This is a genomic window from Pseudonocardia sulfidoxydans NBRC 16205 (assembly GCF_007989085.1).
Lineage (GTDB): Bacteria > Actinomycetota > Actinomycetes > Mycobacteriales > Pseudonocardiaceae > Pseudonocardia > Pseudonocardia sulfidoxydans.
In genome coordinates this window covers 37,019-63,752 of sequence record NZ_BJVJ01000004.1, presented here as the reverse complement: position 1 = coordinate 63,752, position 26,734 = coordinate 37,019, and the positions used below count along the sequence as shown (strand labels likewise).

The following is a 26,734-nucleotide window of genomic DNA, read 5'->3' as shown; positions in this document are numbered from 1 at the left end:
GTCAGCCCGCGAACGGCTCCGGGTTCAGGACGCGGCGGTGCAGCTTCGCGACGATCGGCCCGTCGGCCTCGCTGGCGGCGCGTGCCTCGATCCAGTCGGGGTCGGACAGGAACGCCGACCACTTGGCGTCCATGTCGGCGAGCGAGTCGAACTTCATGACGTAGACGAGCTCGTTGTTGGTGTTGTCGCCGACCGTGGTCAGCGACAGGAACACGCACTCCATGTCGTGCTTGGCGAACTGCGCCCTGGTGACCTCGTTGAACCGCTTCACGAGTGCCGGCATCCGGCCCGGGACGGTCGTGTACTCGCGGATCTCGTAGATCATCGGCTCTCCCTCGTGGACGACGTCGTCACCGGTGATCGTAAGGACCTCGCCGCGGCTCCTCAGCCGACCGGCGGCCGGCGCAGGGCGGGCGGCAGGAGCCGGGCGCCGTCGCCCTGGGCGCCGATGCGGTCGCCCGGGTTCCACAGCCGGCAACGGGCCAGCGACAGGCAGCCGCAGCCGATGCAGGAGTCGAGCCCGTCGCGCAGCGCCACGAGCGCCTCGATCTGTTCGTCGAGACGGCCACGCCACGACCGGGACAGCCGCGTCCAGTCGGCCTTGGTCGGGGTGCGGCCCGCGGGCAGCCGGTCGAGGGCGTCGCGCACCTCGTCGAGCCCGATGCCGATCGCGCGGGCGGCGCGGATGAACGCGAGCCGGCGCAGCACCCCGCGCTCGTAGCGGCGCTGCCCGCCCGAGGTCCGCGTCGCCGAGACGAGGCCCTCGCGTTCGTAGTAGCGCAGCGCCGAGTGCGGGAACCCGCTGCGGTCGACGACCTCGCCGATCGTGAGCAGGTCGTGGGCGTCCACCGAAACTCCTTGACCTCGAGCTGACTTCAGCTCTCACCCTAGGCCACATGACATCGACCGCGCTCGTCACCGGAGCCGCACGCGGCTTCGGCCTCGCCCTCACCGCGGGCCTCGTGGCCCGCGGTGCCACCGTGATCGTCGACGGCCGCGACGCCGCCGCACTCGCCGCCGCCACCGCCGACCTGGCGGGCCCGGGGCGGGTCGTCACCGTCGCCGGGGACCTGACCGACGCCGCGCACCGCGGCGCCCTCCACTCCGCCGTGCGCCGCGCCGGTGGCCTCGACCTGCTCGTGCACAACGCCGGGGCGCTCGGCCCGAGCCCGCTGCCCCGGCTCGCCGACCTCACCCCGCAGGCGTTCGACGACCTCTGGGACACGAACGTCGCCGCACCGCTGGCGCTGACCCGGCTGCTGCTGCCGATCCTGCGCACCTCCCCCGGCGCCGCGATCGTCACCCTCAGCTCCGACGCGGCCGTCGAGGCCTACGCGGGATGGGGCGGCTACGGCGCGACCAAGGCCGCACTCGACCAGCTCGCCGCCGTCCTCGGCGTCGAGGAGCCCGCGGTGCGCGTCTACGCCTTCGACCCCGGCGACATGCGCACCGCGATGCACCAGCGCGCCTTCCCGGGCGAGGACATCTCCGACCGACCCGAGCCCGCGACCGTCGTCCCCGCGCTGCTGACCCTGCTCGACCGACGGCCCCCGTCGGGACGTCATCGCGCGGCCGACCTCCTGGAGACCACCCGATGACGGTGTCGTTCGTCCTGCCCGACCGGCTGTCGGCCACCGAGCCGCCCGAGGCCCGCGGCCTGCCCCGCGACGGGGTGCGGCTGCTCGTCGCCCGGCCCGGGGCGCCCGTCCGGCACCGGCGGTTCCGGGACCTCCCGTCGGCCCTCGCGCCGGGCGACCTGCTCGTCGTCAACACCTCGTCGACCGCACCCGCCGCGGTCGACGGCACGCGGTCCGACGGCCGGCCCGTCACCGTCCACATCAGCGGCCCGGTGCCCGAGGTGCCCGACCGCTGGGTCGTCGAGCTGCGCACGCCCGGGCGGGAACGGGTGCACGACGGCCGGTCCGGCGAGGTCGTCACGCTCCCCGGCGGCGCGCATGCCGTGCTGGTGGCGGCGCACCCGGACCCGGCGGCCGTGACCAGCCGGCTGTGGCGGGCGATGATCGTGACCGACGGCCCGTTCCTGCGCTGGCTCGAGCGCGTCGGGCGGCCCATCACCTACTCCTACCTGCGAGCCGCCCCCGGGATCGCCGACTTCCGCACGGTCGTCGCGAAGCCCGGGCGGGAGTTCCCGAGCGCCGAGATGCCCTCGGCCGGGCGCCCGCTCACCCGCGACGTGCTGGCCCGGCTCGCCGCGCGGGGCGTCGGCGTGGCCGGGATCGTCCTGCACACGGGTGTCTCGTCGTTGGAGGCGGGCGAGACGCCGCTGCCCGAGCGCTACCGCGTCCCGACCCGGACCGCCGACGCCGTCAACGCCGCCCGGGCCGCGGGCAGCCGGATCGTCGCCGTCGGCACGACCGTCACCCGTGCCCTGGAGACGGTGGCCGCCGACGACGGCTCGGTCCGCGCGGGCAGCGGCTGGACCGAGCTCGTGCTGGGCCCCGACCGGCCGGCGCGGACCGTCGACGGGCTGGTGACGGGCTGGCACGAGCCGCAGGCCTCGCACCTGCTGCTGCTCGAGGCCGTCGCCGGCCCGGAGACAGTGGCCGCCGCCTACGGGGCCGCGCTCGCGGAGGGCTACCTGTGGCACGAGTTCGGCGACAGCTGCCTGCTGCTCGCCCGGACCCGCTCTTGACGATCACGGGACCGCCTGTCCGGCCACTGCGGACGATCGGCGCCGAACGGTACGACCGGTGATCATCAGGGACCCGACGGTTGCAGCGGAAACGACCGCCGAACGCGTTCTGTGACCGTTCGTCGCGGACCATGGCCGACCAGCTGTCGCGCGGCCGTCCGGGCGAGCGGCGGGTGAGGAGCGCCGACAGGCAGCCCTGCGCCTTGTCCCCTCTTGCTCACCTTCCGTAATGTGCCTCGGGCAGTCACGATCCGATCACGAGCGGACATCGAGCCGGACTCCCCAACCGGCTCCCCGGGCCCCCGAACCGGACGTCCGTCCCCGTTGGTCGGCTGATCGCGGAAGGACATGACTTGCCCAGCCACCGCTCCCCAGGCGGCAGGCAGGTGCCAGTGGTCCCGGCCCCGAACCGGACCCCCACGCGGCACCAGACTGCCCGGCGGCCACTCACCGAGTCGGCCAGGCGCACCGCCGCGCACACGACCGCTGCCCTCGGCGCGGCCGTCGGCGTCGTCAGCACCGGCGCGTTCGCCCTCGTCATGCCCACGACAACCGGCGCGCTCCCCGTCGCGGACGCCGCCGAGATCCCCACCTCGCTGGCCGCGAACTCGACGACGCTGCCGGTCGACACCGCGCCGGTCCGCACGTCCTCGTCCACGCTCGGCACGCTGTCCCCGGTCGCGTTCGTCGTCAACACCGACGACACCGAGGTCGGCGCCCCCACCGATCCCGACATCGCCGCGCTCGACAAGGGCGGCAAACTCGCCGACCAGCTCGCCGAGATGCACGCACAGGCCGCCCGCGAGGCCGCGGAGAACGCCCGGATCGATGCGATCGTCGCCAACGGCGGGCTCGACGGCTGGATCGCCGAGGCGCTGCGGATCATGGAGATGCCGCAGTCCTACGCGCCGAGCGTCAAGAAGATCATCATGGCGGAGTCGGGCGGCAACCCCCGCGCCATCAACAACTGGGACTCCAACGCGGCCCGCGGGACGCCGTCGGAGGGGCTCATGCAGACGATCCCGTCGACGTTCCGCAAGTTCGTGCACCCGAGCCTCGCGGGCCGCTCGATCACCGACCCGGTCGCGAACATCACCGCGGGCGTCCGCTACATGGTCGCCACCTACGGCATCGGCACGCTGGCGTCCGGCGGCCGCAGCAACCACCTGGGCCAGTACATCGGCTACTGAGCCTCCCCCCGGGCTTCCGAGTTCCCGAACGAACGGCACAGTCGCGCAACTGAGTTGCGCGACTGTGCCGTTCGTTCGCCTGCGCTGCCCGTTCGGCTCCGCACGGCGACGGTGCTCTTTCGGTGCCACAACCTGCGCATGGGACCTGGGGAACGCGCGGTGATCGGCCGGATGCGAGAATCGGAGGCGATGACCACCAGGCCCGCTCCGCCCGCCAGCACGACCGGTGTCCGGAGCGAACGGCGCTACCGCCCCGAGCTCCAGGGCCTGCGCGCCCTGGCCGTCGCGCTCGTCGTCGTCTACCACGTGTGGTTCGACCGGATCTCCGGCGGCGTCGACGTCTTCTTCCTCGTCTCCGGCTTCCTGATCACCGGTCAGCTGTACCGGTCCGCGCAGCGCGGCAACGTGCCGCTGACGAGGAACTGGGGCCGCCAGGTCGCCCGGCTGGTGCCGGCGGTGGCCGTCGTCCTGGTCGCGACCGTGATCGCCGGGCTCGCGATCCTGCCGGAGGCCCGCTGGGTGCAGACGGTCCGCGAGATCGTCGCCTCGGCGTTCTTCCTGGAGAACTGGCGGCTCGCCGCCGACTCGGTCGACTACTCGGCGCAGCACAACACGGCCAGCGTCGTGCAGCACTTCTGGTCCCTGTCGATCCAGGTGCAGTTCTACGTGGTGTGGCCACTGCTCATCGCCGGGGTCGCGCTCGTCGCCGGCCGGGCCCGCCTCGACCGCACGCTCACCCGCGTCCTCGCAGCACTGTTCGTCGCCTCGCTCGCGTACTCGGTGGTACTCACGGCGCTCGACCAGCCGCTCGCCTACTTCCACTCGCTCACCCGGGTCTGGGAGTTCGCGCTCGGCGGCCTGCTCGCACTGTGGATCGACAGGATCGCCCTGCCCGCCCGGTTCCGGGTGTTCCTGGGCTGGCTCGGCGTGCTCGGTCTCGTCGCGTGTGGGGCGGTGCTGCAGGTCGGCAGCGTCTTCCCCGGCTTCGCCGCCCTGTGGCCGACGTGCGCCGCCGCGCTCGTCCTGCTCGCCGGCGCCACCGGGAGCAGGCGCGGCGCCGACCGGCTGCTGTCGTCGACACCGATGCGCTACCTCGGCGACATCAGCTACTCGCTCTACCTGTGGCACTGGCCGGTGCTGCTGTTCTTCCTCGTCCTCACCGGCGAGCCGGCGGCCGACATCGAGGGCGGCTCGTTCGTCATCGTCCTGTCGCTGCTGCTCGCCGTGATCACCTATCACCTGGTGGAGGAACCGATGCGGCAGCGACACGCGAGCCGCCGCGGGCAGTACCGGCTCGGCGCCGTCGCGGTCGCGCTCGTCCTGCTCGCCGCGGGCGGATGGCAGGCCGTCTCGATGGTGCGGGCCGACCACGGCGCCCAGATCGGCGACTCGACACACCCCGGCGCGATGGCCCTCGTTCCCGGCTACACCGCGGTCACCGCCGGCGACGAGCCCGTCGACCCGTTGCCGCCCATGGTCTCCCTCGGCGACGACTGGGGCCAGACCTCCGACCCGTGGACGTGCGGTGCGGATCCCGTCCGGCCGCCGCTGGAGTCGTGCACCCTGCCCGTCGACGGCACGCCGGAGCGGCGCATCGTCGTCGTCGGCGACTCGCACTCCCAGCAGTACCTCGGTGCGCTGCAGCCGATCGCGCAGCACAACCGGTGGGAGGTCACGACCTTCCTCAAGGGCGCGTGCCCGTTCTCGACGGGCTCGGAGACCGAGCCCGACTCGGCCGAGTGCCTCGCCTGGAACACCGCGCTGGTGCCCGCGCTCGTCGAACTGCACCCCGACGCCGTCTTCACGATGGCCAGCCGTGAGGTCCGCACCGGACTCACCGAGAGCACCCCGGCGGGCTTCGTCGAGGCGTGGACGCAGCTGTCCGACGCCGGCATCCCGGTCCTCGCGGTCCGCGACAACCCGCGCTTCGACTTCCGCCCGCCCGACTGCGTCCAGGAGAACGGTCGCGGCGCCCCGCAGTGCGGCGCCGAGCGCAACGCCTGGTACCCGGAGGTCCCGTCCTGGGTCGGGACCCCGGGCGTCCCGCCGAGCGTGCGGTTCCTCGACTTCAGCGACCTCATGTGCGCCCCCGACGGGCAGTGCCCCGCCGAGATCGGCAACGTGTGGGTCTACATGGACGACAACCACCTGAGCGCGACGTTCACCGCGTCGATGGCGCCCGTCGTCGAACAGCGGATCATGTCCGCGATGGGCTGGTAGCTACCGCTCCTGGGCCTCGTCGAGCACGGGACGGGCCCGCTCCCCGCCGACGGCGACGACGTCGCCGGCCCGCAGCTGCGCACCCCGTCGGGTCTCGTCGCGGCCGTTGACCTGCACCTCGCCCGCCTCGACCAGCTCGCGCGCGTGCACGCCGTCCTCGGCGAGGCCCGCGAGCTTCAGGAACTGGCCGAGCCGGATCGGCTCCTCGCGGATGGGGACGGCACGGATCGGCGACCTGGCGGACATGGGTCCATCATCCCCGCCCCGTCGGCGCAGCGCGGTCGGCCCACCTACCTCGTGCGCGGCAGGGGAGTTCAGGCCGCGACGTACGGCAGCGTGAGCGGGCCTTCCGGGAGGACGCAGACCCGGGAACCGGGGCCGGCCGCGGCGAGGGCTTCGGTTCGACGACCGTCGTGCGATCGGCCGGGAGGTCCACCTCCAGCCCGTCGCTGCCGTACGCGAGCCGGACCCGTCGCTCACCCACCGTTGCTCCTCCTCTGGCAACCGTCCGTCGACGACAGGCTGCTCCATTCGACATGACACGGCGACGGTGCCGCCGTTCGTCGCACTCTCGATTCCGCCGAACGGACCTGGCGACCGGAGGGCTCCGAGTGGATAACGTAACGTCGCGACGTCTCGACATCCCTCTCGGAACCGGCGGCCCCGGTTCCGCGCCGCTCCCCAGGCGACGAACCCGACGACAGGCAGGTCAGGCCCGTCGTCAGCGCTCCATGCCGACCACAGTGCCGCACGTCCGACCGCGCGAGGTGCCGGGCACCCCGCCTTCGAGGAGGAACCACTTCGTGACCGGACCGATCCCCACGACCGAGACCGTGCCCGACTTCCCGGTGGCGATGCGCGGGTACGAGCGCAGGCAGGTCGACGAGTACGTCGCCGACCTCGTCGAGAAGGTGAACCGCATGCGCACCGAGGTCGCGGAGGGTCAGCGCAAGCTCCGGCTCGCGACCGAGCACGCCGAGGCCACCGAGCGTGAGCTGCGCGAGGCCCGCAACCGACCCACTCCCGAGGCCGCGCCGCCCGCCGAGGAGGGCTTCGGGTTCCGCGCCGAGAAGCTGCTCCGCCTGGCCGAGCAGGAGGCCACGGAGCTGCGCGCCAACGCGTCGCGGGAGGCGTCGGCGATCGTCGAGAAGGCGCGCACCGAGGCCGAGCACCACCGTCACGAGGTGGAGCAGAGCCTGATCAGCCGGGCGTCGCTGATGGAGCAGCAGGCCGCGCAGCGCGCGACCGAGCTGCAGGACCGGGAGCAGCAGATCGCCGACCAGCTGGCCGCCGCCCGCGAGCAGGCCGACGAGCTGCACGCCAACGCGACCCGCGCCGCCGAGCGGCTACGCCAGGAGTCCGAGGCCCAGGCCGAGGAGACCCGTAAGCGGGCCGAGCAGGTGGCGCAGCGTCGCGAGGAGAAGGCGACGCAGGAGGTCACCCGCCTGACCTCGTTGCAGGACGACGTGCGCGGCGAGCTGAGCCGCCTGGCCGGTGTGCTGGGCAAGGAGCTGGGCCAGACCGCGCCCGCACCGCGTGACGGCGACAGCCCGACGCCGGGCCGCCGCGGCGCGCACGCCTCGCAGGCCGCCACCAGCTGACCCGCCGCCGCGGCGCCGGTCCCTCCCTGCTGGGGAGCGGCGCCGCAGTCGTGTCAGGAGCCGTAGTAGTCGTTGCCCCGCGAGAACTCGACGAACGTGCACGCCTCGTCGCCCTCGGACCAGGCGTCGTGGCCCGGCGGCAGGAGCATGACGTCGCCGGCCGAGAAGCGCTCCTCCGAACCGTCGGTCATCCGGACCGCGAGCGTGCCCGCGAGGACGAGCGCGACGTGCGGCAGCTCGCACAGGTCGGTGCCCGCGTAGTCCTTCAGGTCGTTCGACCACTTGGCGCCGACGCCGAAGGTCACCTCGGTGACGGCGACGCCGTCGAGCTCGGCCGTGCGCTTGGAGATCAGGCCGTGGACGTCGCTCTCGACGTCGGCCAGGTGCGCCTTCTGCATCGCCGGGTTGTACTCGCTCACATGGTCCTCCTCGCAGGTTCGGCGGGGGTCGCCGCATCCGGCGTACAGCTTCGCACCGCGTGATCGGCCCAGCGCATCCCGCGTCGGCCAGTGCCCTGTGAGTGGCGATAGTCGCTATGGCGACTATCGCCACTCACGACCGCGGTGAGGCCACCGGGTCCCCTGCCAGTTCGGCCGTCGCCTCCTGCTGGAGAGCTGCGGCCTCGGTCATGAAGCGGTCGACCACGGCGAGCTCGGCCGTGTCGTAGTAGGCGCACAGCTCGCGCAGGTCCGTCACGAACCGGGTGAGGAGAACGGTGTTGCGCCGCACCACGTCCGGCTCGATCTCGACGATGCGCAACGACTCGTCCGACAGTGCCCCGCCCGCAGCGCACCTGGACCTCGATGCGGGAGTGGTGGCCGTCCGCCGGTAGTGACGATCACCAGGGGACGACGCCCGAGTCGGAGAAGATGCCGCCGCTCGGGCCGTCGGCGGGCAGCGTCGCGAGCCTGATCGCGATCGCGGCGCCCTGCTCCGGCGTGCGCGTGCCGCGGTGACCGTTCAGGTCCGTCGCGACGAAGCCGGGGCAGCCGGCGTTGACCAGGATCCCGGTGCCGCGCAGCTCCTTCGCGTACTGCACGGTCAGCGCGGTCAGGAAGCTCTTCGACGGCGCGTAGGCACCCGAGATCGGACCCGTGTCGCCGCCGCCCGACTGCAGCGTCAGCGACCCCACCGAGCTCGACATGTTCACGATCCGCGGCGACGCCGAACGCCGCAGCAACGGCAGCATCGCGTTGGTGACACGCAGGACCCCGACCACGTTGGTGTCGACGACCGCGCGCACCACCTCCGGATCGACCAGCGACGGCTCCTGCGGCGCCCCGCCGGTGATGGCGGCGTTGTTGACCAGCACGTCGAGGCCGCCCTCCTGCGCCCCGACGAGCCGGGCCGCGGCGGCGACGCTCGCGTCGTCGGTGACGTCCAGCGGCACCCCGAACGCGTCGACACCTGCGGCGCGCAGCTTCTCGACGGCCGTCCCCCGGCGTGTGTCGTCGCGGGCACCGACGCCGACCCGCCATCCCAAGGCCCCCAGGCCTGCCGCGATCTCGAAACCGATCCCCTTGTTCGCGCCGGTGACCAGCGCAACCGTCCGTTCGCTCATGCCGTCGAGCGTGCGTCCGGACCCCGGCACGCTTCCAACACCGATCCGGTCGCCGTCGATACCCGGCGGGTATCGCGGCTGGGTACCGTGGATACATGGAGACGCGCGAGCTGCGGTACTTCGTCGCCGTCGCGGAGGAGCTGCACTTCGGCCGCGCCGCGCGGCGCCTGGGCATCGCGCAGCCGCCGCTCTCGCGCGCGGTGCAGCAGCTCGAACGCCGGCTCGGGGCGACGCTGCTGGAGCGCACCAGCCGCGGCGTCGCGTTGACCGACGCCGGTGCGGTGCTGCTGCGCGAGGGCCGCGCCGCCCTCGACGCCGTGGCGGCCGCCGAGCGCCGGACCCGGCGCGCCGCCGCCCCCGCCGGCTCCCCCGGGCTCGTGCTCGTCACCAAGGCGGGTGCGTCCACCGAGCTGCTCGCCAAGCTGCTCGACGCCTACGCCGCCGAACCCGGTGCCGTCGACGTCGACGTCGTCCTGTGCGGGATCGGCGAGCAGGAACGCCACCTGCGCGACGGCCGCGCCGACGTCGCGTTGCTGCACCGGCCCTTCGACTCGACGACCGGGCTCGACACCGAGGAGCTGCACACCGAGGACCAGGTCGCGCTCCTGCCCGCCGGGCACCCGATGACCGCCCGGCCCCACCTGCGTGTCGACGACCTCGCCGCGATCCCCGGCCTCCCGATGCCGCGCCGACGCCGCGACGACGGCAGCTACCCCGACGGCCCGGGGCCGGAGGTCCACGACAACACGCAGCTGCTGCAGCTCGTCGCGCTCGGGCGGGCGACGGCGATCCTGCCCGAGTCGGTGCGCACGCACCTGCACGACGACATGGTCGCCGTCCCGGTGATCGACGCGCCGTCCGTCACGACGGTGATCGCCTGGCCCCCGCACAGCCGGTCGTTGCCGTTGGCGCAGCTGATCCGGACGGCGACCCGCCTCTGACGACCCGCCCGACGATCCGCCGGGTTCGACCGGAGACCCGGGGTCGGGCCGCGACCAGCTGCTGCGGCTATTTCATCGTCGCCAGCTGGATGAGGTTGCCGCACGTGTCGTCGAGCACCGCGGTGACGACGGGCCCGAAGTCCGTGGGCTGCTGGGTGAACACGACCCCCAGCGCGGTCAGCCGCTCGTGCTCGGCGTACACGTCGTCCACCGCGAACTGCGTGAACGGGATGCCGTCGGCCACCAGGGCCTCCTTGAGCTGCTTCGACGCCGGGTGGCCGTCGGGCTCCAGCAGCAGCTCGACCCCGTCGGGGACCGCGGGCGACACGACGGTCAGCCACCGTGCGTCACCCGCCGGGACGTCGGTCTTCTTCACGAAACCCAGCTTCTCGGTGTAGAAGTCCAGGGCCCTGGCCTGGTCGTCGACCCACACGCTGGCGACGTTGATCCGGATCATTGGTCGGCGTCCTCCCTCTCGACCGGCCACCGCTCGACGATCGCCCGCAACGGGCTCGTGTCGACGTGGTGGAACTTGTAGCGACCCTCGCGACGGGTGTGCACCAGCCCGGCCTCCTCCAGCACCGCGAGGTGCTGCGAGATGGCCTGACGTGACGACGTCAGCCCGTGCTTCATGGTCAGCCGGCCGCAGAGTTCGAACAGCGTCTGCCCGTCCCGCTCGACCAGCTCGTCGAGAATCGTCCTGCGCGTCGCGTCGCCGAGCGCCTTGAACAGGTCGGCGTCCACGCGAGGAGTTATACGCAAGCCGATACTTGCCTGTCAACGCCGGCCGCCCCCGGCGAGATGCACACCAGCGTCGCGATATCCGCCGCGGACCGCGCTCAGGTGCACCTCGGCGGCAGGCGCCGAACCCGGCCCGGGGCCTCTCGACCCTGCCGCGCGAGCGCAACCGGACTTATCGTGCAGTGTGCTCGTCCAGCCGATGGCGTCGCTGACCGACCTCGCGCTGGGTCTGGTCACGCTCCTGCTCGTCCCCCGGTTGCCGCGGGACATCGTGTGGGCGCGGTACTGGCGCGCCGCCTTCGCCTGGGCGGCCGCGACGGCGCTCGCCGGCGCGGTCTACCACGGGGTCCTCGTCGACGTCCCCCGGATCGGCGGGATCACGTGGGCGGTCATGAGCACCATGGTCGTCGTCGTCATGTCGTTCATGCTGGCCGCGACCGTGGTGCAGGTGCTCGGCCCGGCCCGTGCCGTCTGGTTCTGGCCGCTGCGCCTGCTGGGGGTCGCGGCCTACGTGGTCATCGCCGCCACGGGCAGTCCCAGCATCACCGCGATCATGCTGTGCGAGAGCATCACGATGGCCTGCATCATCGGACTGTGGGTGTGGGCCTGGCGACGCCGGCACCCAGCGGCCCGGGCGATGCTGGTGGCCATCGGAGCGAGCATCGCGGCCGCGATGTTCCGACTGGTGCCGGGTGCGGCGGAGCTGTTGTGGACGGACCCCGACTCCGCGTATCACCTCGGCCAGATCGTCGGGATCGTGCTGCTGTTCCGGGCCGTCGCACACGGCGGGGCCGTCGAGGACGCCGCGTCCGGCCCGGAGACGTCGCCCAGGTTCCGCCGGAGCTGACCGCTGCATCGGCAGAAATGCGAGCGGCCCCCGGAGATGTCTCCGGGGGCCGCTCGACCTAGTAGCGGGGGTAGGATTCGAACCTACGACCTCTGGGTTATGAGTCGGGCGTAGATCGTCTCCGACCGTCTCGCGAGTGAGGTCGCGTCGGCCCTGAACTCGACGGACAGCACCGTGACGTCTCAGCTGATCGCACCCGATGCCGGCCGTCCCGCCGCGTCGTGGTCACACATCTGGTCACGCCCCGGGCAGTTCCGGCGCCCGCTCCCCTGCCAGTGCCATCCCGTCGACCTGGCGCAGCCCGACCGCGCGGACGCTCGTGGGCGGCCCTCGACGGAGCTGCCGGCCGACCTCGACAAGCTCCGCCCACGATCGGCCGCGTGGTAGCCCTCCGGGAGGTCGTCGGGATGGCACGACCCGCCATCCCGGAGGCCTGCCCGCCCGGCGAGGGCGTCTGAGGCTTCAGCCTGTCGCTCGGCGTGACCGCTACGCGGTTGAAACCCGTAGCCGAACGGCCGATGGGCAAGACCCAGCGCGCCAAATGCCACCTGCCGTGCCATCAAGGCCGATTGCCGCTCTGCTGCCGGGAGCCCCACCCGGAAGGACCTCTCACCGCATTGAGACGCCCAGCGATCGCACGCACGTGGACGACCACCTTTACACAGAGTTCACTCGATAGTGCGCGATTTGATCGATGCCCGTTGAGGAGTGCAGTGAAAGTCTTTGTCTCATCGGTTCGACGAGGCCTTGAAGTCGAGCGCGACTCACTTCCAGGTTATATCCGCTCTGTAGGCCACACGCCCGTAGTATTCGAGGATTTTACTGCGCAGCCAATACCTTCCAGGCAAGTCTGCCTCGAAGCCGTCGCCCAATCCGATGCCTACGTTCTCCTCATTGGCCCTTTGTACGGCGACGTGATGCCGGATACCGGCCTATCGCCGACTGAAGAAGAGTTCATCGCTGCACGCACTAAAGGCCTGCCCATACTCGTGTTTCACAAGATGGGGGTATCCCTCGAGCCGCGACAAGTGGAATTCGCCGACACGGTCGAGAAGTACGCACATGGATCATTTCGAGGCGAATTCCTAGATGCAAATGATCTGCGCATTAAGGTCGGGTCGGCCCTTGAGCACGTCGAGCAGAACCACCAGAAGCTGGAGTGGTTCCCCCGGGATGACATCACACCCCTCCCACCAGTTCTCGTCCGGACTCCCAACGAGTACCGGCCACTACTCGTTCTGACCTTGGCCCCGGTGCCACGCGCAAGGCTATCCACCATGCAGCTCCGCGGTATTGCACAGCGCGCAGAACGGGTACTCCGAGAAATTGGTTCGGTTCCGCAGAGTTCAGGATTAGAAAGCACGATTGTCGACGATGGGTCGGTAGTTGTCCGCTCCAGCGAGCAACTACCACGCTCCACGGGCGGGGTAACCGGATTCACTCCCGGAGGCTTTGGTGGTGTCTCCGCAAGTCCAAGCGGTCAAGTCGCAGCGTGGCAACTCCTGCCTCGCGACTTCGCAGGATCACTGGTCGACCATGACTTTCTTCGCGAGACAATTAGCAAACTACTTAGGCTGATTGGCCAGCTTGAGGCCATCCCCAGCGACCTTGTTACGCCCTACGTCAGCATTGCCCCTGCTGACGGAGTCAGGCAAGGTTCGCCGGGCACGCTCGGACAAAGGTCAAGCGGTCAGCTGTCACTCCAGCAAGGTCGAGTCTTGGAGACCAAAGCAGACGACTGCCTCAAAACCGCACTACTTGCTTCAGCAGCTGATGAAATCGCTGACGAACTTGCACAGCGGATACTTGAAATTCTATCACGCTTCCACTAGAACACGAGGTCATTTGACGGCATGAGTTATCGCAATAAGACGTACGTCGCGTTCGCCAGCGAAGACATTACCCATTATTACTTGATGAAGGCATGGCGGGCAAACAAGAAGATTGATTTCAACTTCTTTGACGCACACGAGATGTTCAAAGCGCTCGACACAAGTCAACGCGAAACAATCAAGCGACGACTGCGCGAGCGACTCGTCAATACGGCAAAGCAAGTTGTGCTACTTGGCACCAGGACCGGTAAGCGAAAGGGAGGAGATGGCTACTCGTTTCTCGCGCACGAAGTCGATCTCATCCTTGAGTTGAACCTCCCTGTTGTTGTCGCCAACCTGGATGGCTCTCGCAGAATCGAAGAGAACGTCATTCCTAAACCCCTGCTTGATGCAAGCTACTACACCGTGAGCGTGTCGTTCGAAGCCGCCATAATTAAACATGCGCTGGATGGCTATGTGTCCACGTTCCGTCAAAATCAGAATCTGGGCCCTCACTACTACAAACCAGAGGTCTACAGGAAGATCGGACTCTAGATGACCTCCGGTGTACGCAAGGATATGCAAACGCGGCGATTCTGGCGTCGGGTAGCCACGCAGTCATTCGCCGGCGTCGGCTTCATGGCGGTACTCGCGGGACTCTATGATGTAATAGAACCGAATGCAATCTCTAAGATCCACCTCCCGCTCTCTCTCATCGTCCTCATCGCTGCATTTATCTACGGATTAATTCGAGCGTGGCCCCGGCCGGTCGAGGAACATTACACTGCGCCAAATACAACTATCCGCGTAGTAGTCGGCGACCTGTTCGCGCGCGGGACAAATCTCGTAGTTGGAGCGTGTGACACATTCGACACAGCAACTCCTCACATAATTCAGAAAAATAGCGTCCAGGGTCAGCTCCTGGAAAAGGTGTACCAGAACGACCACGTGAAGCTGGACGATGACATCGCGCAGGCGCTAGCTAACGTGGCCCCTATCGAGGTGCTTTCTAAGCCTGGGAAAACCCTCCGGTACCCAATAGGCACCGTTGCGGCTATCCGAGATCATCGCACGCACTATTTTTGCGTCGCGTACACCGTGATGAACGAGCACAATCAGGCTGAAGGCACGCCTGATCGCCTCTGGAAGAGCCTTCTTTCCCTCTGGGACTCGGTTCAGCTCCACGCAAACGGTGATGCGCTCTCCATACCCGTCATCGGTGGCGGACAGTCACGCATGTCTCATATACTCCCCGCTCAGGACTCAATACGATTTATCATTCTTTCGTTTATCTTCGCCTCTCGTAGGTCGAGGGTGTGCGAGAGTCTCGATATTATCGTCAGACCGGAGGATGCCGAGCGAGTCGACATGCCTGAATTGCAGGCCTTCCTAACGTCGTTAAAGCCTTCGTGACATGAGCGATAGCCAACTCTATGTCCCCGATGCCGGCGACTGTGCGTTTTGTGCGTATCTCGACGGAGACCGGCCGTATACAATCCTTCGCCGAACCGGATTGGCAGCCGTCCTAGTCACTCGTGAACAACGGGGACTCGGACACGTGCTAGTCATTCCGATCGCCCATCGACCCACGCTCATCGATTTGGGGGCGGCAGAGTCTAACGACGTCATGCGCCTGCTCATATCGTCCGCGAAGGCCATAGATCGAGCAATGCAGCCCGGAGGCATCTCCGTCTGGCAGAACAACGGCGTGCCTTCAGACCAGACAATCCCGCACACGCATTTTCATGTGGCGGGGACTTACCCGGATCGAGGGACCGATCGAGGCCCGGTTCCTGAGCTTTCACTTGCCGAGACAGAGGCAATAGCAGATCGACTCGATCCTTGGTTTTGATCAAGGAGCTCGCGCGGGGAGCGGGGACCGGCCGGAGGCCGCAGCCCCGCTCACCCGGCGCCGAAGGCGCCTTGAACAGGAAGAGAAAGTCTGAACACAGCGCGCTGACGCTGCGCTGACGCTGCGCAGGGTGGCTGCCTACCCGCCGGGGATCAGCTGGACGCCGTCATGCGCTCGCGAGGCCGTACCGTCGCCGATAGCGTCGAGAACCCGGACCGCGTATGCGGGGTCCATAAGCTGTTCGACCTCGGTGGGCGTCAGCCATCGGACGCGTTGCGCCTCGTCCGACTCTCCCGCGTCGCCGCCGGTAGGGCTGCAGCGGAACACCAGGGCGACGATCCCGCGCGGGATGTTCTTGTAGGCGCCGGTGAGCCGCTCGACCCGGACGTCGACGCCGGTCTCCTCGGCGACCTCGCGCCGCACACCTTCCTCGAACGTCTCGCCGAGTTCGAGCACGCCGCCGGGCGGCTCCCAGTGCGCATTGTCCCGCCGCTGCACGGCGAGAATGCGGCCGTCGTCGCGCACGACAATTCCGGCCACGCTCACGGAATGCTTAGGCGTGTCGGCCATTGTCCCTGCTTTCGCCGGTTGACTTCGTACAACTACGGTAACAGTCGTCTGGACGACTGGAGGAGTTCGAAGTGCAGCTCGGGACCATCGACCGCGGCGACGACCGACCGCCGTACCGACAGATCGCTGCGCAGCTCCGTGACGCGATCGACCGCGGCGAGCTGCGCGCCGGTGATCGGCTCCCGTCCGAGGCGGAGCTGACCCGCCATTACAGCGTCGCCCGCATGACCGCACGTCAGGCCATCCAGGAACTCCGCACCGAGGGCCTGGTCGTCGCCGAGCACGGCCGCGGGGTGTTCGTGCGACTCCCGGCCCCGGTACGTCGGCTGGCCTCGGACCGGTTCGCGCGCAAGCACCGCGAGGCCGGGCAAGCCGCGTTCCTCGCCGAGGCAGAGAAGGCCGGCGTCCGCGCCCAGGTCGACCAGATCGAGGTCTCGACCGCTCCCCCTGCCCCGGACGTCCGCGAACGCCTCCGCCTCGACGACGGCGACTCGGTACTGGTCCGCTCGCGCCGATACCTCGCCGATGACCGGCCGATCGAGGTCGCCGTCTCCTACTTGCCCGCCGAGATCGCCGAGGGCACCCCGATCGCGGAGGCCAACCCCGGCCCTGGCGGCATCTACGCCCGCCTGGAGGACGCTGGGCACACCCTCGACCACTTCGTTGAGGAGGTCACCGCACGGATGCCCACCGGCGACGAGCGCCGCCGCCTTGAGCTGCCCGACGGCGTGCCCGTCCTCGTGGTCGTTCGTACCGCGTTCGACACCACCGGCCGCCCCGTCGAGGTCTGCGACACCGTGAAAGCCGCACCCGCGTACGTCTTGGAGTACGAGGTTCCGGCCCGCTGACCTGCGTCGACAGGAAATCCGCCGCCGCTTGTTGCGGCTTGTCTAGACGTCCTGCTAGCTTGTCATTACTCCCCTAGACGTCCAGTCAAGGGCAAGCGATGGAGGACAGCATGCGTGACATCCCGGTCAACCTCGGCGGCTACAAGCTCGTGATCGTCGAGCCCCCGGCCCCGAAGATGCGCGAGGACGCCAACGGCGCCCAGGTCCCCGTGACCGACAAGGCAGGCGTCACCCAGTTCGTCGTCGCGCTGTTCGCGAAGCTGCGGACCAACCCCGGTGAGCGGACGCAGAAGGGCGAGGAGATCAAGGTGACCCTCGCGACCGACCCCGGCGACGGGTTCGGGGAGGACGTGCGAGTGGAGCTGGTCGATGCCCGGGTGAGTCAGTACCAGATCGACAACGGCGCGGGCCGGGTCACGTCGGGGCTGTCGTTCAAGGCGATGGGCATCAAGCACGCCCCGGCCCCGCGTGGTGGTGGCGACAAGTGAGCCGCCCGGACTGGCTGCCGACCTCGTCGGTGGACGTGAACGTGCACCTGTTCGAGATCTCGACACTGCGCCCGTACCTCTACCCCGACGAGCAGCGCGCCACTGTCCGGGTGGAGGGCACGGGCGGCACGACGACCCTCTACGCCGAGCGCGACGGCCTCGCCCGCCTGCGCGACGTCCTGGCCGACGTCGTGGCCCAGCTCGACGCCGCCCGCCACAACCGAGCCGCCTGACCGTCTCCCGGCCTGCGGGGTAGCCACCCCCGAATCCCACTTCGCGCAATTCCGGCGCACCCATTCCGTGAATGCCGAGCAATTCGACTGTGGCTACCCCCATGCCCAAATCCGGAAGGAGATCAGCGATGACCTGCACCGGTTGCTCCGGGAGCGGTGCCTGCGACTGCTGCCAGGGCTACGGCACCACCCCCGACACCTACCCCGGCGCCGACGACGGCACCGACTGCCCGGCCTGCGACACCACGGGCGCTTGCCCGTCCTGCCACGGCACCACCCGCCCCTGCACGACCCCGTCCGCCGCACCACAGGAGGTCCTGTCATGCATGTGATCACCAGCAGCCGCCCCGGCGGTCGGACCCGGCCCACGACGTTCGGCGTCGGTCGTCTCGTCCGCCGGTTGGAGCGCGAGCGGCGCAACTGGATCGTCCCGGACGGCCCAGAGCTGCCCACCGAACAGGCATGGCGCGCCGGAATCGCCGAGGGCCTGCGGCTGGCCGCGGTCGCGGTCCGCAAGGGGTTCTGAGCGATGGCCCCGAACCTCAAGCCGATCAACCGGCGCGCGCTGCGCCGCTACGGCGAGTTCTGGCGGGCCCTCGCGCTGGTCGGGAACGCGCTGGCCGAGGCCGAGCAGCTCGCCGCCAAAGCCTCCGACGCCCAGACCACCGCGGGCGAGAAGCAGACGGCGCACTGGTCCGCCCCGACCCCGGAGGAGCTGCGCTCGGCGGCCAAGAAGGCCGGCCGCGCTCTGCACACCATGTCGTCGGCGGCGAAGAAGTGGGAGGCCGAACTGGTCTCCCGCGAGTGGCGGCGGTGACCGCGATGTCTCGCACCGTCGACCGTTCCGTCGAGGGCCTCGACCGCGCCATGCGCGAACTGCGGGCCTCGTTGCGCGGCATCCCGTTCCGCTCCGGTGGCTTCAAGACCACCCACGACCAGCTCGCCCGCGAGGTCGCCCACCTCGTCGTCCTGCTCGACGCCGCCCGCGCCACCTTCCACAACCGCTGACAGGAGCCTCTGCGATGACCACGTCCCTGACCCGGGTCTACCCCGGCGGCCACACCCGCCGCCCGTCCTCGCGCACCGCTGGCGCCGAGTGGCGCGCGCTCGCCTGGCTGGCCCGCCATCCCCTGTTCCTGGTCACCTTCGCCGCCCTGATCGGCGCACTGGTCGTGACCGGTCCGCTCATCACCGGCTGCGTCCTCGGCGGCCTCGTCCTCACGATGGTGCTGTGGGGGCGTTCCCACCCCGCGACGTTCGACCGGTGGGCCGCCCCGATCCTGCGGCCGCTGTGGCGACGCTGGACCGCCTACGGCGGCCGCCGCTGGGCCGCCGTCCTCGCCGACTGCGAACTCGCCCGAGAGAACCGCCGCACCGGCCGCCTCGTCGTCCCTCGCCTGCTGCGGGTCCGCTCCTCCTCACCCTCGATCGACACCCTGTACGTGCGTCCAGCCAGGGGTCAGGACCTGCGCACGTGGACCGACCGTTCCGAGGCGCTCGCTGACGCCCTGACCGCGCACCGGGTCGCGATCACCCGCACCCGCCCCGGGGTCCTGGCGATCGTGGTCGAGCGCGAGATGCCGTTCGACCACGTCATTCCCGCCCCCGACATCCCCACCGACACCACCGACGTCGACCTGTCCGCGCTCGACGTCGGCGACAACGAGCACGGCCAGCCGTTCACCCTGCGCGTCCTCGGCACCCACGTCCTCGTCGCCGGGGCATCCGGGTCGGGCAAGGGATCGCTGCTGTGGGCCCCGATGCGCGCCATGGGACCCGCCATCCGCGACGGCCTCGTCCGGCTGTGGGTCATCGACCTCAAGGGCGGCGCCGAGACCTCACGGGGTGGCCCGCTGTTCCACCGCCACGCCACCACCATGACCGACGCCCTGCGCCTGCTCCACGACGTCCGCGACGTCCTCAAGGACCGCCAGGAACACATGCGCGCCAACAACCTCCGCCGCCTCGACGTCTCAACCGACTGGCCGCTCGACGTCGTGGTGATCGACGAGATGGCCATGCTCACCGCCTACGGCGAACGCTCCGACGTCCGCGACGCCCTCCGGCTCCTGGCCGAGCTGCTCACCCAGGGCCGGGCCTGCCTGATCTCGGTGATGGGCTACGTGCAGGAGCCCTCCAAGGACGTAGTGGACGTCCGCGAGCTGTTCCCCACCCGGGTGTGCCTGGGCGTCACCGCAGCCTCCCACGTCGACATGGTGCTCGGCGAAGGCGCCCGGGAGCGGGGCGCGCTGGCCGATGAGATTCCCGGCGACCCCCGCCATGCCGGGATCGGGTTCGTCATCGACCAAGGCTCACGGCTGCCGGTCCGGTTCCGCGCCGCCTACGTGACCGATACCGAGATCGACGAGCTCGTCGACCGCTGCACCCCACGCCCCCGCCTATCCGCCATCGACCCCGCCGACGGCCCGGATGACGCCGACGGCTCGGGAAGGGCTGCCTGATGTGGACCGTCACCGGCTGGGCAGTCGCCGTCTGGCTCAAGCTCACCCTGCTCCTGGCCGTTGCGGTCGGCGCCGCGTGGTGGCTGCTGGCCACCGGCTCCGGGTGGTTTCCGCTGATCCTCATCACTGCCGCCGTCGTCGAGCTGTGGTCGGTCCGCGCGCTGGCCGCTGAGTGGGCATCTGAGGCCCGTAGCTCCTGGTGGTGGCACCGATGACCCGCCACGGTTCCCGCAGCACGGAATCCGCCGGCCAAGCCCTGCTGTTCGACGACGACCTGACCCACCGCGTCCTACGCGAGGCCCGCGACCCCGGGTACGTGCTCGTCGGGATCGCCGAGAAGGTCCACACACGCGCGATCGGCACCCGCGCCGCCGAGATGGCGATCCCGGCCCGACCCGATGAGGCTGTGACCGTCGCGCACCTGCTCGCCGCCGGACGGCTCCACCACGGCGCCCGCGTCTCGGTACTCATCGACAGCCGTCGCGAACCCGAGTCCGCGATCGTCGTAGACGTCCCCGCCACGGCGGCCACAGCGCCCACCCCGGACGACCCGGTGCGGCTGCTCGTCGACGTTGTCCGGCCCGGCCTCGGCCTCGTCACCGCCGCCGACGGGACGTTCTCCGGCTCCATCGTCCGCCAGGACGGCTCCTACCTCGTCGAGACCGAACATGGCGACGTCATCGGCCGCGCCTCCTCCTACCGCGTCGGAGCCGCCCGCCTGGCCCGCCACCACGGCCGCCGCCCCGGCCCGGTCGAGATCGAGCACGAACGCGAGGTCTACGGATGACCACCACCCACGACACCGACGCTGCCCTGTCCGCGCGGCTGCGCTCGTTCGACTACCTGACCTGGCGGGGCCGCGTCGAAGCCACCGGCGGATGCGCCCACCCCGTCCGGCTGCGCGGCTTCTCCACGATCTCCACGGCATCCGGCCGCGTCCTCGCCGAACGCACCGGCGAGGTCTGGGCACCATGTGGGAACCGCCGCGAAACCGTCTGCCCCGCCTGCTCGGACCGCTACGCCGTCAACGCCTTCCACCTCATCCGCGCCGGGCTCGCAGGCGGCGACAAAGGCGTCCCCACCACCGTCACCGACCGGCCCCGACTGTTCCTCACCCTCACCGCGCCCTCGTTCGGGCCGGTGCACTCCAGACGGCTCTCGGCCCGGGGGCGGGTCATCCCCTGCCCGTGCGGAACCCATCACCGCGACGGCGACCCCAACGTTGGAACCCCCCTCGACCCCGACACCTACGACTACGTCGGGTCCGTGCTCTGGCAGGCCCACGCGGGCAAGCTCTGGCACCGCTTCACCATCGCCCTGCGCCGTGCCCTGGCCGCCCGGCTCGGGCTCTCTGCCCGCGAGTTCGCCACCCGCGCCCGGCTGTCCTACGCCAAGGTCGCGGAGTACCAGCGTCGCGGGCTGGTCCACTTCCACGCCGCGATCCGCCTCGACGGTCCCGAGGGACCCACGGACCCGCCACCTTCGGGGGCCACTCACGTCCTGCTCGTTGATGCGGTCCGCGATGCCGCCCGGTCGGTGCTGCTCGAGGTCGCCCGACCCGACGGCCAACCGCTCGAACTGGTGTGGGGTGCGCAGGTCGATGCCCGCCGTATCTCAGCGACCGCGGCTGCCGAGGTCACCGACGATCGCGGGGAGATCACTGACGCCCGATTGGCCGGCTACATCGCCAAGTACGCCACCAAGGGCACCGGCAAGACCGATCAGCATCCCGACCGCCCGATCCGATCCCTGGCCCACCTCGACCACCTCCGGCTGCACCCACATCACCGCCGCATCATCGAAACGGCCTGGTACCTCGGCGGCCTTGACGACTACGAGCCGCTCAACCTGCGGAAATGGGCGCACATGCTCGGCTTCCGCGGCCACTTCCTCACCAAGAGCCGCCGCTACTCCACGACGTTCCGTGCTATCCACCGCGACCAGCGAACGTGGCGTCTCGCTGAGCAGCTCGACGAGCTCGGCCACGACGCCGCCGCTGACCCAGTGATCGTCGTCAACAACTGGCACCTCGTCGGAATCGGTCACCGCAACGAAACCGACCGAGAGCTTGCCCTCGCCATCGCAGGACGACGCCGCGACCAACGGCGCAGTACCCCGCAGCCCGCCCAGGAGAGGACCACGCCATGACCAGCACAACGACGTCCGTCCGCAGCACGCTTCCGGCCCTGCTGTCGGTCCCCCGTGCCGCTGAACTGCTCGGGATCAGCCGGGCATCCGCCTACCGCTACGCCGCGTCCGGCGAGCTGCCGATCCGGCGCCTCGGTGGCCGGGTCTACGTCATCACGGCGCGGCTGCTCGCAATGGTCGACGGAGCGGCAGCATGAACCGTCGGGCCGCACCGGTCGCCGGGATCACGGTCAGCCAGCGTGGCTCGCGTTGGTACTACCGCCTCGATCTCGAACCCGACCCGCTAACCGGCAAGCGGCGCCGTGAGAACCGCGGTGGGTTCGAGACCGAGGACGCGGCATGGCAGGCCGCCGTCGACTCGAAGCAGCGCCATGGGACCGGCCGCGCTGTGACCCCGGCCCGCCGCAACGTGCGCGTCTTCATGGCGGAGTGGCTCGACGCCATCACCGAGTCGATCAAGCCCACCACGCGGCAGAACTACGCGGACTACATCCGGGCGTACGTCGACCCGATCATCGGGGACCGTCGCCTGCAGGACGTAACCGTCCCGATGCTCAACCTGCTCTATCGACGTCTGCTGGCCGAGGGGCGGGTCAAGGTCGACAACAACACTGCGATGTACGTCTACTGGGCCGAGCATCGGGAGGAACGCGACGGCCTCGGCCCTGCACCCGCGCAGCTCGTCGAGGCATGTGGGGTCACGATCCACGCCGCACGCGCCGCCGTCCTGCGGTTCCGTCGTGGCCGCGTCCCTGCCGACTCGACCGCAGGCCTTTCTCCCAAGACCGTGAAGAACGTCCACCGGATGCTGCACCGGGCGTTCTCCGATGCTGTGGCCTGGGACTATCTGGTGTCGAACCCCGCAGCACATGCCCGCCTCCCCCGGCAGAACCGGACGACGCGCACCCGGCCGACGCCGTGGACCGTCGACGAGCTGACGGCGTGGCTACGGCTGGCGCTCTCCGACCGCTTCGCCGCCGTGTGGCTTCTCGCCGCCACGACTGGCATGCGCCGATCCGAACTGGCCGGGGTGGATCGCGACCTGCTCGACCTCGACGCGGGCACGCTCACAATCGAGGACACGCGCGTCGTCGTTGCTGGCCAGACGGTCGAGTCCGACGGGAAGTCGGCCAGCGGAGTCCGGGTCATCTCGCTGGACGCGTTCACGATCGAACTCCTGCGCGGCTACCTGGCGATGCTGGATGTGGAGACCGAGGCGTTCGGCTCCGGCTACGACTCGTCGCACAACAAGCTCCTTCGCTACGAGGACGGCCGGATGCTGCACGCGGACACGATCACCCGGCGGTTCAACCGCCTCGTCGACCAAGCCGAAGTCCGCCGGATCAGGCTTCACGACGTCCGACACACGTATGTCACTTTGGCGATGGACATCGGGACCAGCACCAAAGTCATCAGCGACCGAGTCGGCCACTCGAACGAGAGTGTCACCCAACAGGTCTACGGGCACCGGTCTACCGGGCATGACCGGGAGGTAGCGGATCAGATCGCAGCCATACTGGCTGATCGGCTCGGATCATCGACCCTGCGCGCTCACCGGGGTGCCCAGCAGTGAATGATCAAAGGCAGTACCGCGCCATCGCAGCCAGGGATGCTCGGTCCAGCCGCGCACAGCGCACCTCGGCTTGGTCAACTCATGCCGGGGCGAGCGCCGCGACGTTTACGGTTGCACCGAACGACCCGAGCGGCCGCGTCTTTGACAGACCCGTCGCCTACGATCTATCTGTGGCCAGCGATCTACAGCTTCCGCCCCTGACACCGCGGGATTTTGGCGAGGTCTTCACTCGTCGCTGGGTTGTTGACGCTCTATTGGACGCCGCCAACTACAAGTGCAATCGAGACTTGGTTCAGCTCCGCTTAACTGAACCTGCGTGCGGCACCGGAGCGTTTCTTGTGCCAGCAGTCGAGCGTCTAGTCGCAAGCCTTCGCGATCAAGAGTTGTCAGAAGAAGTTGTAGTGCAACTGCATTCGTCAATTTCTGCGTGGGACATTCAGGCTAGCAGTATCGAATCATGTCGCTCCGCTCTTCGCCCCATTTTAGCTGCGCTACCAATCCCTGAAGTAGCCATCGAATCCATTCTAGAATCGTGGCTCAACACTGGCGACTACCTCCTTGCAGAACATGCTGACACAGAAACATCTGACGTAGTAATTGGAAATCCGCCATACCTTAGACTGGAAGACGTCGCCCCTCAGGTACAAAAGCAGTACCGCTCCCGCTGGAAGACGATGACAGGTCGCGCCGACATTTATGTCGGGTTTTTCGAGAGAGGCCTGACCGCTTTACGTCCAAACGGGACACTCGCCTTTATCTGCGCTGACCGTTGGATGCGCAATCAGTATGGCGCTTCCCTAAGGAAGATGATCACCGAGTCGTATAGCGTGGACGCGACCTGGGAGCTACACGATGTTGACGCCTTCGAATCGACCGTTTCAGCGTATCCTGCTATTACGGTGATCAGTCGACGCCACCAGGGGTCAGTCGTGGTCGCCGAAGCCATGAAAGACTTCAACAGCTGTGATGCCGAGATATTGACACGGTGGACCACTCAAGGCGATCAGTCGAAGTTGGACGAAGGTCGGTTCCACGCATTCAGGCTTCCGCACTGGTTTTCGGGTGACGATCTTTGGCCGACGGGTTCACCAGAACGACTTGCCATGATCGAGTACCTTAGCGACAACTTCGCTCCGCTCAACGACGCCACCACCGGTACCCGGGTAGGGATCGGAGTCGCCTCTGGCGCAGACAAGGTATTCGTCACAGAAAACCACAGCGTCGCAGAGCCTGATCGAATGCTGCCACTTGCTACCGTCAAAGACCTCAAGACGGGCCAGCTCGAGTGGTCAGGGAGGTATCTTGTGAATCCTTGGGATTCCGATGGAACCCTGGTCGAATTAGATGATCACCCGAAGCTCAAGCACTATTTCTTGAAGAACGAAGCGGCACTACGAAACAGGTTCATCGCCAGAAACGGACGATGCTGGTATCAAACGATCGACAAGGTGAACCACGGCCTAAGCAGCCAGTCAAAGTTGCTAATTCAGGACATGCGAAGCTCCATCAACCCGGTACTCGACCCAGGGAAGCTCTACCCTCACCACAACCTGTACTACATAATTTCAGGAACGTGGGACCTGGAAGTACTGGGTGGCATCCTCATCTCTCAAATCGCACAGAGCTTTATCGAAGCGTACTCCGTCCGAATGCGAGGAGACACGCTACGGTTTCAAGCTCAGTACCTACGAAATGTCCGTGTACCAAACTTCACCCAAATCAACGACCAGGTACGCGAAGAACTTCGCAATGCGTTTCGCTCCCGCGATACCATCGCCGCAACTCGGGCGTCAATGGCGGCGTACGGCTTGAAGACCGGCGACTTTGGGCTAGCCTAGTCTTCGCCCTGAGTCAGCTTTCGAGCCGCTTCTGCCGGAGTTTCGATTCCAGCGACCCGATCTTCGTCCGCAGATCGCTCGGCGACATTCCTGACAGCATCCCTCAGGTCCTGAGATATGCGATGGAGGACATGGTTAATATCAACACTCCGCGGAACCCGCACCATCTCGTAAGCAGGCGGATTCAAGCTATCTACGTCGAACCCCTTTGGCCGATAACAGGCAAGTCCGACGGCGTCCATCGCCTGCTGCATCGAATCAGCAACTCGAACTACGGCAGCAAAGTCGCTTTCACTGACGACCCGGACGGCGGCCAAAATGAAGCTCTTCGGCTTGGCTTGCCTGAGCCACGACGTCAGGTCGCCTGACGGTCCAGCTTGCACTGCAAGGTTGGCTTGGCTTTGCTTGTATCCATAGCCGCCCTTCAGGTCAATCGTCTTGAAGCCTGCCTCTTTGAACCGCTTCAGAAGGTCTGCTGCGCCAGGCCGCCCGAACGCTTTAGCTTTCACACTCCCGGGGTGCTTCGGCGTGCCGAGCATCTTCGCCTCGATGAGGACTTCGACGATCGAGCCCTGAGGTGGGTAAGTCACGTCGAGGCTGTGACGATCGAAAATCAACCCCGGCACACCGGTACGCTTCGTCAGGTCGGCACCCGAGGAGTGCTCAAGCAGCGCGGCAATGAGATCGTTGAAATAGTCGCCCTTGCCGTTCTGCCGCTCCCCTTCCCCCGCTTCGCCTGCGATGACGTGAGAGTCGAACACCTCCATTGCCCGCAGGAAGCCGTCTTCTACCGCTGCCCATGAGGAAGGTTTGGGCTGAGCGGCACGGACCGCCTCAAGGTGCTCACGCAGGGACTCACTTGCGACGCCGTCCCGCAAGGACTGCCCGATCTTCTTAGCCAATGCCGCCTGCCTTCCGAGCAACCCCGACGATCAACGTTCGCGAGCTCTCGTAGCTTCGCACAGGGGCGATTCACGGTCCGCCTGCGCACGCTCTCAGCACGCCTCAGCGTCCGGTGGTGCGTTCAACGGACTCGTCGAGGCCAAGATCGAAGCCACACAGCCTGAGACAGGGCGCCCACGCGCACGACTACGCACCGGCCGAACGTCTTGTCGGTCCACGCGGCATGAGGCGCCACGTCACTCGGCCAGCAACCT

The 26,734-nt window shown here is 68.5% G+C and carries 34 protein-coding genes; 24 read left to right on the top strand and 10 right to left on the bottom strand.

The annotated features are described in order from the left end of the window. Position 1 precedes the first annotated feature (1 nt). Together PSU4_RS03345 and soxR are read right to left on the bottom strand one after the other, a co-directional pair. Positions 2-325, bottom strand: a complete 324-nt coding sequence (locus tag PSU4_RS03345) for an NIPSNAP family protein (protein WP_147102462.1) — start codon at positions 323-325, stop codon at positions 2-4. A 59-nt stretch (positions 326-384) separates the two neighbouring features. Beyond that, positions 385-849 carry a redox-sensitive transcriptional activator SoxR gene (gene soxR / locus PSU4_RS03340; RefSeq protein ID WP_147102461.1) on the bottom strand — a complete coding sequence of 155 codons (465 nt, stop codon included), beginning with the start codon at positions 847-849 and terminating at the stop codon, positions 385-387. A 47-nt stretch (positions 850-896) separates the two neighbouring features. On the opposite strand from soxR, the gene PSU4_RS03335 reads away from it, so the two are divergent. The 4 genes from PSU4_RS03335 (at position 897) to PSU4_RS03320 (ending at position 6,063) form a co-directional block, all read left to right on the top strand. After that, positions 897-1,598, top strand: a complete 702-nt coding sequence (locus PSU4_RS03335; protein WP_147102460.1) for an SDR family oxidoreductase — start codon at positions 897-899, stop codon at positions 1,596-1,598. Then, entirely contained in the window at positions 1,595-2,653 is a 1,059-nt protein-coding gene (locus PSU4_RS03330) for an S-adenosylmethionine:tRNA ribosyltransferase-isomerase (protein WP_147102459.1), read from the top strand. The genes PSU4_RS03335 and PSU4_RS03330 overlap by 4 nt, the downstream gene beginning before the upstream one ends. A 539-nt stretch (positions 2,654-3,192) precedes the next feature. Further along, positions 3,193-3,843, top strand: coding sequence for a transglycosylase SLT domain-containing protein (locus tag PSU4_RS03325; protein ID WP_147102458.1), 651 nt, complete (start codon positions 3,193-3,195; stop codon positions 3,841-3,843). Between the two features lie 189 nt (positions 3,844-4,032). Beyond that, entirely contained in the window at positions 4,033-6,063 is a 2,031-nt protein-coding gene (locus tag PSU4_RS03320) for an acyltransferase family protein (RefSeq protein ID WP_246114918.1), read from the top strand. Here the strand turns inward: PSU4_RS03320 and PSU4_RS03315 are convergent, their stop codons facing one another. Beyond that, positions 6,064-6,309, bottom strand: coding sequence for an RNA-binding S4 domain-containing protein (locus PSU4_RS03315; RefSeq protein WP_147102456.1), 246 nt, complete (start codon positions 6,307-6,309; stop codon positions 6,064-6,066). A gap of 557 nt (positions 6,310-6,866) precedes the next feature. Between PSU4_RS03315 and PSU4_RS03305 the strand changes: the two genes are divergently transcribed. Continuing rightward, the gene (locus PSU4_RS03305) at positions 6,867-7,664 is read left to right on the top strand and encodes a hypothetical protein (protein ID WP_147102454.1); all 798 of its coding nucleotides are present in this window, start codon (positions 6,867-6,869) and stop codon (positions 7,662-7,664) included. Between the two features lie 53 nt (positions 7,665-7,717). Here PSU4_RS03305 and PSU4_RS03300 read toward each other — a convergent pair whose 3' ends face one another. The 3 genes from PSU4_RS03300 to PSU4_RS03290 form a co-directional block, all read right to left on the bottom strand. Continuing rightward, positions 7,718-8,083 (bottom strand): cupin domain-containing protein, encoded by a 366-nt coding sequence (locus PSU4_RS03300; protein WP_147102453.1) that lies wholly within the window; start codon positions 8,081-8,083, stop codon positions 7,718-7,720. Between the two features lie 133 nt (positions 8,084-8,216). Beyond that, on the bottom strand, positions 8,217-8,423 hold the full coding sequence (locus PSU4_RS03295) for a hypothetical protein (protein WP_147102452.1): 207 nt from the start codon (positions 8,421-8,423) through the stop codon (positions 8,217-8,219). Between the two features lie 79 nt (positions 8,424-8,502). Then, positions 8,503-9,225: an SDR family oxidoreductase gene (locus PSU4_RS03290; protein ID WP_147102451.1), complete on the bottom strand. Its 723-nt coding sequence runs from the start codon at positions 9,223-9,225 to the stop codon at positions 8,503-8,505. 95 nt (positions 9,226-9,320) lie between these two features. Between PSU4_RS03290 and PSU4_RS03285 the strand changes: the two genes are divergently transcribed. Continuing rightward, positions 9,321-10,166, top strand: a complete 846-nt coding sequence (locus PSU4_RS03285; RefSeq protein ID WP_147102450.1) for a LysR family transcriptional regulator — start codon at positions 9,321-9,323, stop codon at positions 10,164-10,166. Between the two features lie 67 nt (positions 10,167-10,233). Here PSU4_RS03285 and PSU4_RS03280 read toward each other — a convergent pair whose 3' ends face one another. Both PSU4_RS03280 and PSU4_RS03275 read right to left on the bottom strand, forming a co-directional pair. After that, entirely contained in the window at positions 10,234-10,623 is a 390-nt protein-coding gene (locus tag PSU4_RS03280) for a VOC family protein (protein ID WP_147102449.1), read from the bottom strand. Beyond that, positions 10,620-10,910, bottom strand: coding sequence for an ArsR/SmtB family transcription factor (locus PSU4_RS03275; protein WP_147102448.1), 291 nt, complete (start codon positions 10,908-10,910; stop codon positions 10,620-10,622). The genes PSU4_RS03280 and PSU4_RS03275 overlap by 4 nt, the downstream gene beginning before the upstream one ends. A 181-nt stretch (positions 10,911-11,091) precedes the next feature. Here PSU4_RS03275 and PSU4_RS03270 point away from each other — a divergent pair, with 181 nt between their 5' ends. The 5 genes from PSU4_RS03270 (at position 11,092) to PSU4_RS32945 (ending at position 15,417) form a co-directional block, all read left to right on the top strand. Continuing rightward, positions 11,092-11,754: a DUF6962 family protein gene (locus tag PSU4_RS03270; RefSeq protein ID WP_147102447.1), complete on the top strand. Its 663-nt coding sequence runs from the start codon at positions 11,092-11,094 to the stop codon at positions 11,752-11,754. Between the two features lie 713 nt (positions 11,755-12,467). After that, a complete protein-coding gene (locus PSU4_RS03265; protein WP_186816717.1) occupies positions 12,468-13,586 on the top strand; it encodes a DUF4062 domain-containing protein in 1,119 nt (372 codons plus the stop codon). A 21-nt stretch (positions 13,587-13,607) separates the two neighbouring features. After that, positions 13,608-14,120, top strand: coding sequence for a TIR domain-containing protein (locus PSU4_RS03260; protein WP_147102445.1), 513 nt, complete (start codon positions 13,608-13,610; stop codon positions 14,118-14,120). An 84-nt stretch (positions 14,121-14,204) separates the two neighbouring features. Further along, complete coding sequence (locus PSU4_RS03255; RefSeq protein ID WP_147102444.1) at positions 14,205-14,978, top strand: macro domain-containing protein; 774 nt, start codon at positions 14,205-14,207, stop codon at positions 14,976-14,978. A gap of 1 nt (position 14,979) precedes the next feature. After that, complete coding sequence (locus tag PSU4_RS32945; protein WP_147102443.1) at positions 14,980-15,417, top strand: HIT family protein; 438 nt, start codon at positions 14,980-14,982, stop codon at positions 15,415-15,417. Between the two features lie 138 nt (positions 15,418-15,555). Here PSU4_RS32945 and PSU4_RS03245 read toward each other — a convergent pair whose 3' ends face one another. Further along, on the bottom strand, positions 15,556-15,987 hold the full coding sequence (locus PSU4_RS03245) for an NUDIX hydrolase (protein ID WP_147102442.1): 432 nt from the start codon (positions 15,985-15,987) through the stop codon (positions 15,556-15,558). A 71-nt stretch (positions 15,988-16,058) separates the two neighbouring features. Here PSU4_RS03245 and PSU4_RS03240 point away from each other — a divergent pair, with 71 nt between their 5' ends. From PSU4_RS03240 to PSU4_RS03180, 13 genes are all read left to right on the top strand, one after another. Next, positions 16,059-16,835 carry a GntR family transcriptional regulator gene (locus PSU4_RS03240; RefSeq protein ID WP_222596152.1) on the top strand — a complete coding sequence of 259 codons (777 nt, stop codon included), beginning with the start codon at positions 16,059-16,061 and terminating at the stop codon, positions 16,833-16,835. 110 nt (positions 16,836-16,945) lie between these two features. Continuing rightward, positions 16,946-17,323 (top strand): hypothetical protein, encoded by a 378-nt coding sequence (locus PSU4_RS03235; RefSeq protein WP_147102440.1) that lies wholly within the window; start codon positions 16,946-16,948, stop codon positions 17,321-17,323. Beyond that, positions 17,320-17,556: a hypothetical protein gene (locus tag PSU4_RS03230; RefSeq protein ID WP_147102439.1), complete on the top strand. Its 237-nt coding sequence runs from the start codon at positions 17,320-17,322 to the stop codon at positions 17,554-17,556. Before PSU4_RS03235 ends, PSU4_RS03230 begins: the two co-directional genes overlap by 4 nt. A gap of 322 nt (positions 17,557-17,878) precedes the next feature. Next, positions 17,879-18,082 (top strand): hypothetical protein, encoded by a 204-nt coding sequence (locus PSU4_RS03225; RefSeq protein WP_246114917.1) that lies wholly within the window; start codon positions 17,879-17,881, stop codon positions 18,080-18,082. A gap of 3 nt (positions 18,083-18,085) precedes the next feature. Next, positions 18,086-18,373 (top strand): hypothetical protein, encoded by a 288-nt coding sequence (locus tag PSU4_RS03220; protein WP_147102438.1) that lies wholly within the window; start codon positions 18,086-18,088, stop codon positions 18,371-18,373. A gap of 5 nt (positions 18,374-18,378) precedes the next feature. After that, entirely contained in the window at positions 18,379-18,564 is a 186-nt protein-coding gene (locus tag PSU4_RS03215) for a hypothetical protein (RefSeq protein WP_147102437.1), read from the top strand. 14 nt (positions 18,565-18,578) lie between these two features. Continuing rightward, positions 18,579-20,018, top strand: coding sequence for an FtsK/SpoIIIE domain-containing protein (locus tag PSU4_RS03210; protein ID WP_147102436.1), 1,440 nt, complete (start codon positions 18,579-18,581; stop codon positions 20,016-20,018). Then, entirely contained in the window at positions 20,018-20,233 is a 216-nt protein-coding gene (locus PSU4_RS03205; protein ID WP_147102435.1) for a hypothetical protein, read from the top strand. The genes PSU4_RS03210 and PSU4_RS03205 overlap by 1 nt, the downstream gene beginning before the upstream one ends. Beyond that, positions 20,230-20,805 carry a hypothetical protein gene (locus PSU4_RS03200; protein WP_147102434.1) on the top strand — a complete coding sequence of 192 codons (576 nt, stop codon included), beginning with the start codon at positions 20,230-20,232 and terminating at the stop codon, positions 20,803-20,805. The genes PSU4_RS03205 and PSU4_RS03200 overlap by 4 nt, the downstream gene beginning before the upstream one ends. Next, positions 20,802-22,166, top strand: coding sequence for a replication initiator (locus tag PSU4_RS03195; protein ID WP_147102433.1), 1,365 nt, complete (start codon positions 20,802-20,804; stop codon positions 22,164-22,166). The genes PSU4_RS03200 and PSU4_RS03195 overlap by 4 nt, the downstream gene beginning before the upstream one ends. Further along, positions 22,163-22,363, top strand: coding sequence for a helix-turn-helix domain-containing protein (locus PSU4_RS03190; protein WP_147102432.1), 201 nt, complete (start codon positions 22,163-22,165; stop codon positions 22,361-22,363). Before PSU4_RS03195 ends, PSU4_RS03190 begins: the two co-directional genes overlap by 4 nt. Further along, entirely contained in the window at positions 22,360-23,739 is a 1,380-nt protein-coding gene (locus PSU4_RS03185) for a tyrosine-type recombinase/integrase (protein ID WP_147102431.1), read from the top strand. The genes PSU4_RS03190 and PSU4_RS03185 overlap by 4 nt, the downstream gene beginning before the upstream one ends. Before the next feature lie 170 nt (positions 23,740-23,909). Then, positions 23,910-25,577: an HsdM family class I SAM-dependent methyltransferase gene (locus PSU4_RS03180; RefSeq protein ID WP_147102430.1), complete on the top strand. Its 1,668-nt coding sequence runs from the start codon at positions 23,910-23,912 to the stop codon at positions 25,575-25,577. On the opposite strand, the gene PSU4_RS03175 is transcribed toward PSU4_RS03180, so the two are convergent. Then, a complete protein-coding gene (locus PSU4_RS03175; protein WP_147102429.1) occupies positions 25,574-26,479 on the bottom strand; it encodes a hypothetical protein in 906 nt (301 codons plus the stop codon). The two genes, PSU4_RS03180 and PSU4_RS03175, sit on opposite strands and share 4 nt — an antisense overlap. Positions 26,480-26,734 lie beyond the last annotated feature (255 nt).

Coding starts and splice junctions, on each gene's coding strand:
- PSU4_RS03345 (WP_147102462.1), bottom strand. CDS start 325: ATGATCTACGAGATCCGCGAGTACACGACCGTCCCGGGCCGGATGCCG.
- PSU4_RS03335 (WP_147102460.1), top strand. CDS start 897: ATGACATCGACCGCGCTCGTCACCGGAGCCGCACGCGGCTTCGGCCTC.
- PSU4_RS03330 (WP_147102459.1), top strand. CDS start 1,595: ATGACGGTGTCGTTCGTCCTGCCCGACCGGCTGTCGGCCACCGAGCCG.
- PSU4_RS03325 (WP_147102458.1), top strand. CDS start 3,193: ATGCCCACGACAACCGGCGCGCTCCCCGTCGCGGACGCCGCCGAGATC.
- PSU4_RS03320 (WP_246114918.1), top strand. CDS start 4,033: ATGACCACCAGGCCCGCTCCGCCCGCCAGCACGACCGGTGTCCGGAGC.
- PSU4_RS03315 (WP_147102456.1), bottom strand. CDS start 6,309: ATGTCCGCCAGGTCGCCGATCCGTGCCGTCCCCATCCGCGAGGAGCCG.
- PSU4_RS03290 (WP_147102451.1), bottom strand. CDS start 9,225: ATGAGCGAACGGACGGTTGCGCTGGTCACCGGCGCGAACAAGGGGATC.
- PSU4_RS03285 (WP_147102450.1), top strand. CDS start 9,321: ATGGAGACGCGCGAGCTGCGGTACTTCGTCGCCGTCGCGGAGGAGCTG.
- PSU4_RS03280 (WP_147102449.1), bottom strand. CDS start 10,623: ATGATCCGGATCAACGTCGCCAGCGTGTGGGTCGACGACCAGGCCAGG.
- PSU4_RS03260 (WP_147102445.1), top strand. CDS start 13,608: ATGAGTTATCGCAATAAGACGTACGTCGCGTTCGCCAGCGAAGACATT.
- PSU4_RS03255 (WP_147102444.1), top strand. CDS start 14,205: ATGGCGGTACTCGCGGGACTCTATGATGTAATAGAACCGAATGCAATC.
- PSU4_RS32945 (WP_147102443.1), top strand. CDS start 14,980: ATGAGCGATAGCCAACTCTATGTCCCCGATGCCGGCGACTGTGCGTTT.
- PSU4_RS03245 (WP_147102442.1), bottom strand. CDS start 15,987: ATGGCCGACACGCCTAAGCATTCCGTGAGCGTGGCCGGAATTGTCGTG.
- PSU4_RS03235 (WP_147102440.1), top strand. CDS start 16,946: ATGCGTGACATCCCGGTCAACCTCGGCGGCTACAAGCTCGTGATCGTC.
- PSU4_RS03225 (WP_246114917.1), top strand. CDS start 17,879: ATGCATGTGATCACCAGCAGCCGCCCCGGCGGTCGGACCCGGCCCACG.
- PSU4_RS03220 (WP_147102438.1), top strand. CDS start 18,086: ATGGCCCCGAACCTCAAGCCGATCAACCGGCGCGCGCTGCGCCGCTAC.
- PSU4_RS03215 (WP_147102437.1), top strand. CDS start 18,379: ATGTCTCGCACCGTCGACCGTTCCGTCGAGGGCCTCGACCGCGCCATG.
- PSU4_RS03210 (WP_147102436.1), top strand. CDS start 18,579: ATGACCACGTCCCTGACCCGGGTCTACCCCGGCGGCCACACCCGCCGC.
- PSU4_RS03205 (WP_147102435.1), top strand. CDS start 20,018: ATGTGGACCGTCACCGGCTGGGCAGTCGCCGTCTGGCTCAAGCTCACC.
- PSU4_RS03200 (WP_147102434.1), top strand. CDS start 20,230: ATGACCCGCCACGGTTCCCGCAGCACGGAATCCGCCGGCCAAGCCCTG.
- PSU4_RS03195 (WP_147102433.1), top strand. CDS start 20,802: ATGACCACCACCCACGACACCGACGCTGCCCTGTCCGCGCGGCTGCGC.
- PSU4_RS03190 (WP_147102432.1), top strand. CDS start 22,163: ATGACCAGCACAACGACGTCCGTCCGCAGCACGCTTCCGGCCCTGCTG.
- PSU4_RS03185 (WP_147102431.1), top strand. CDS start 22,360: ATGAACCGTCGGGCCGCACCGGTCGCCGGGATCACGGTCAGCCAGCGT.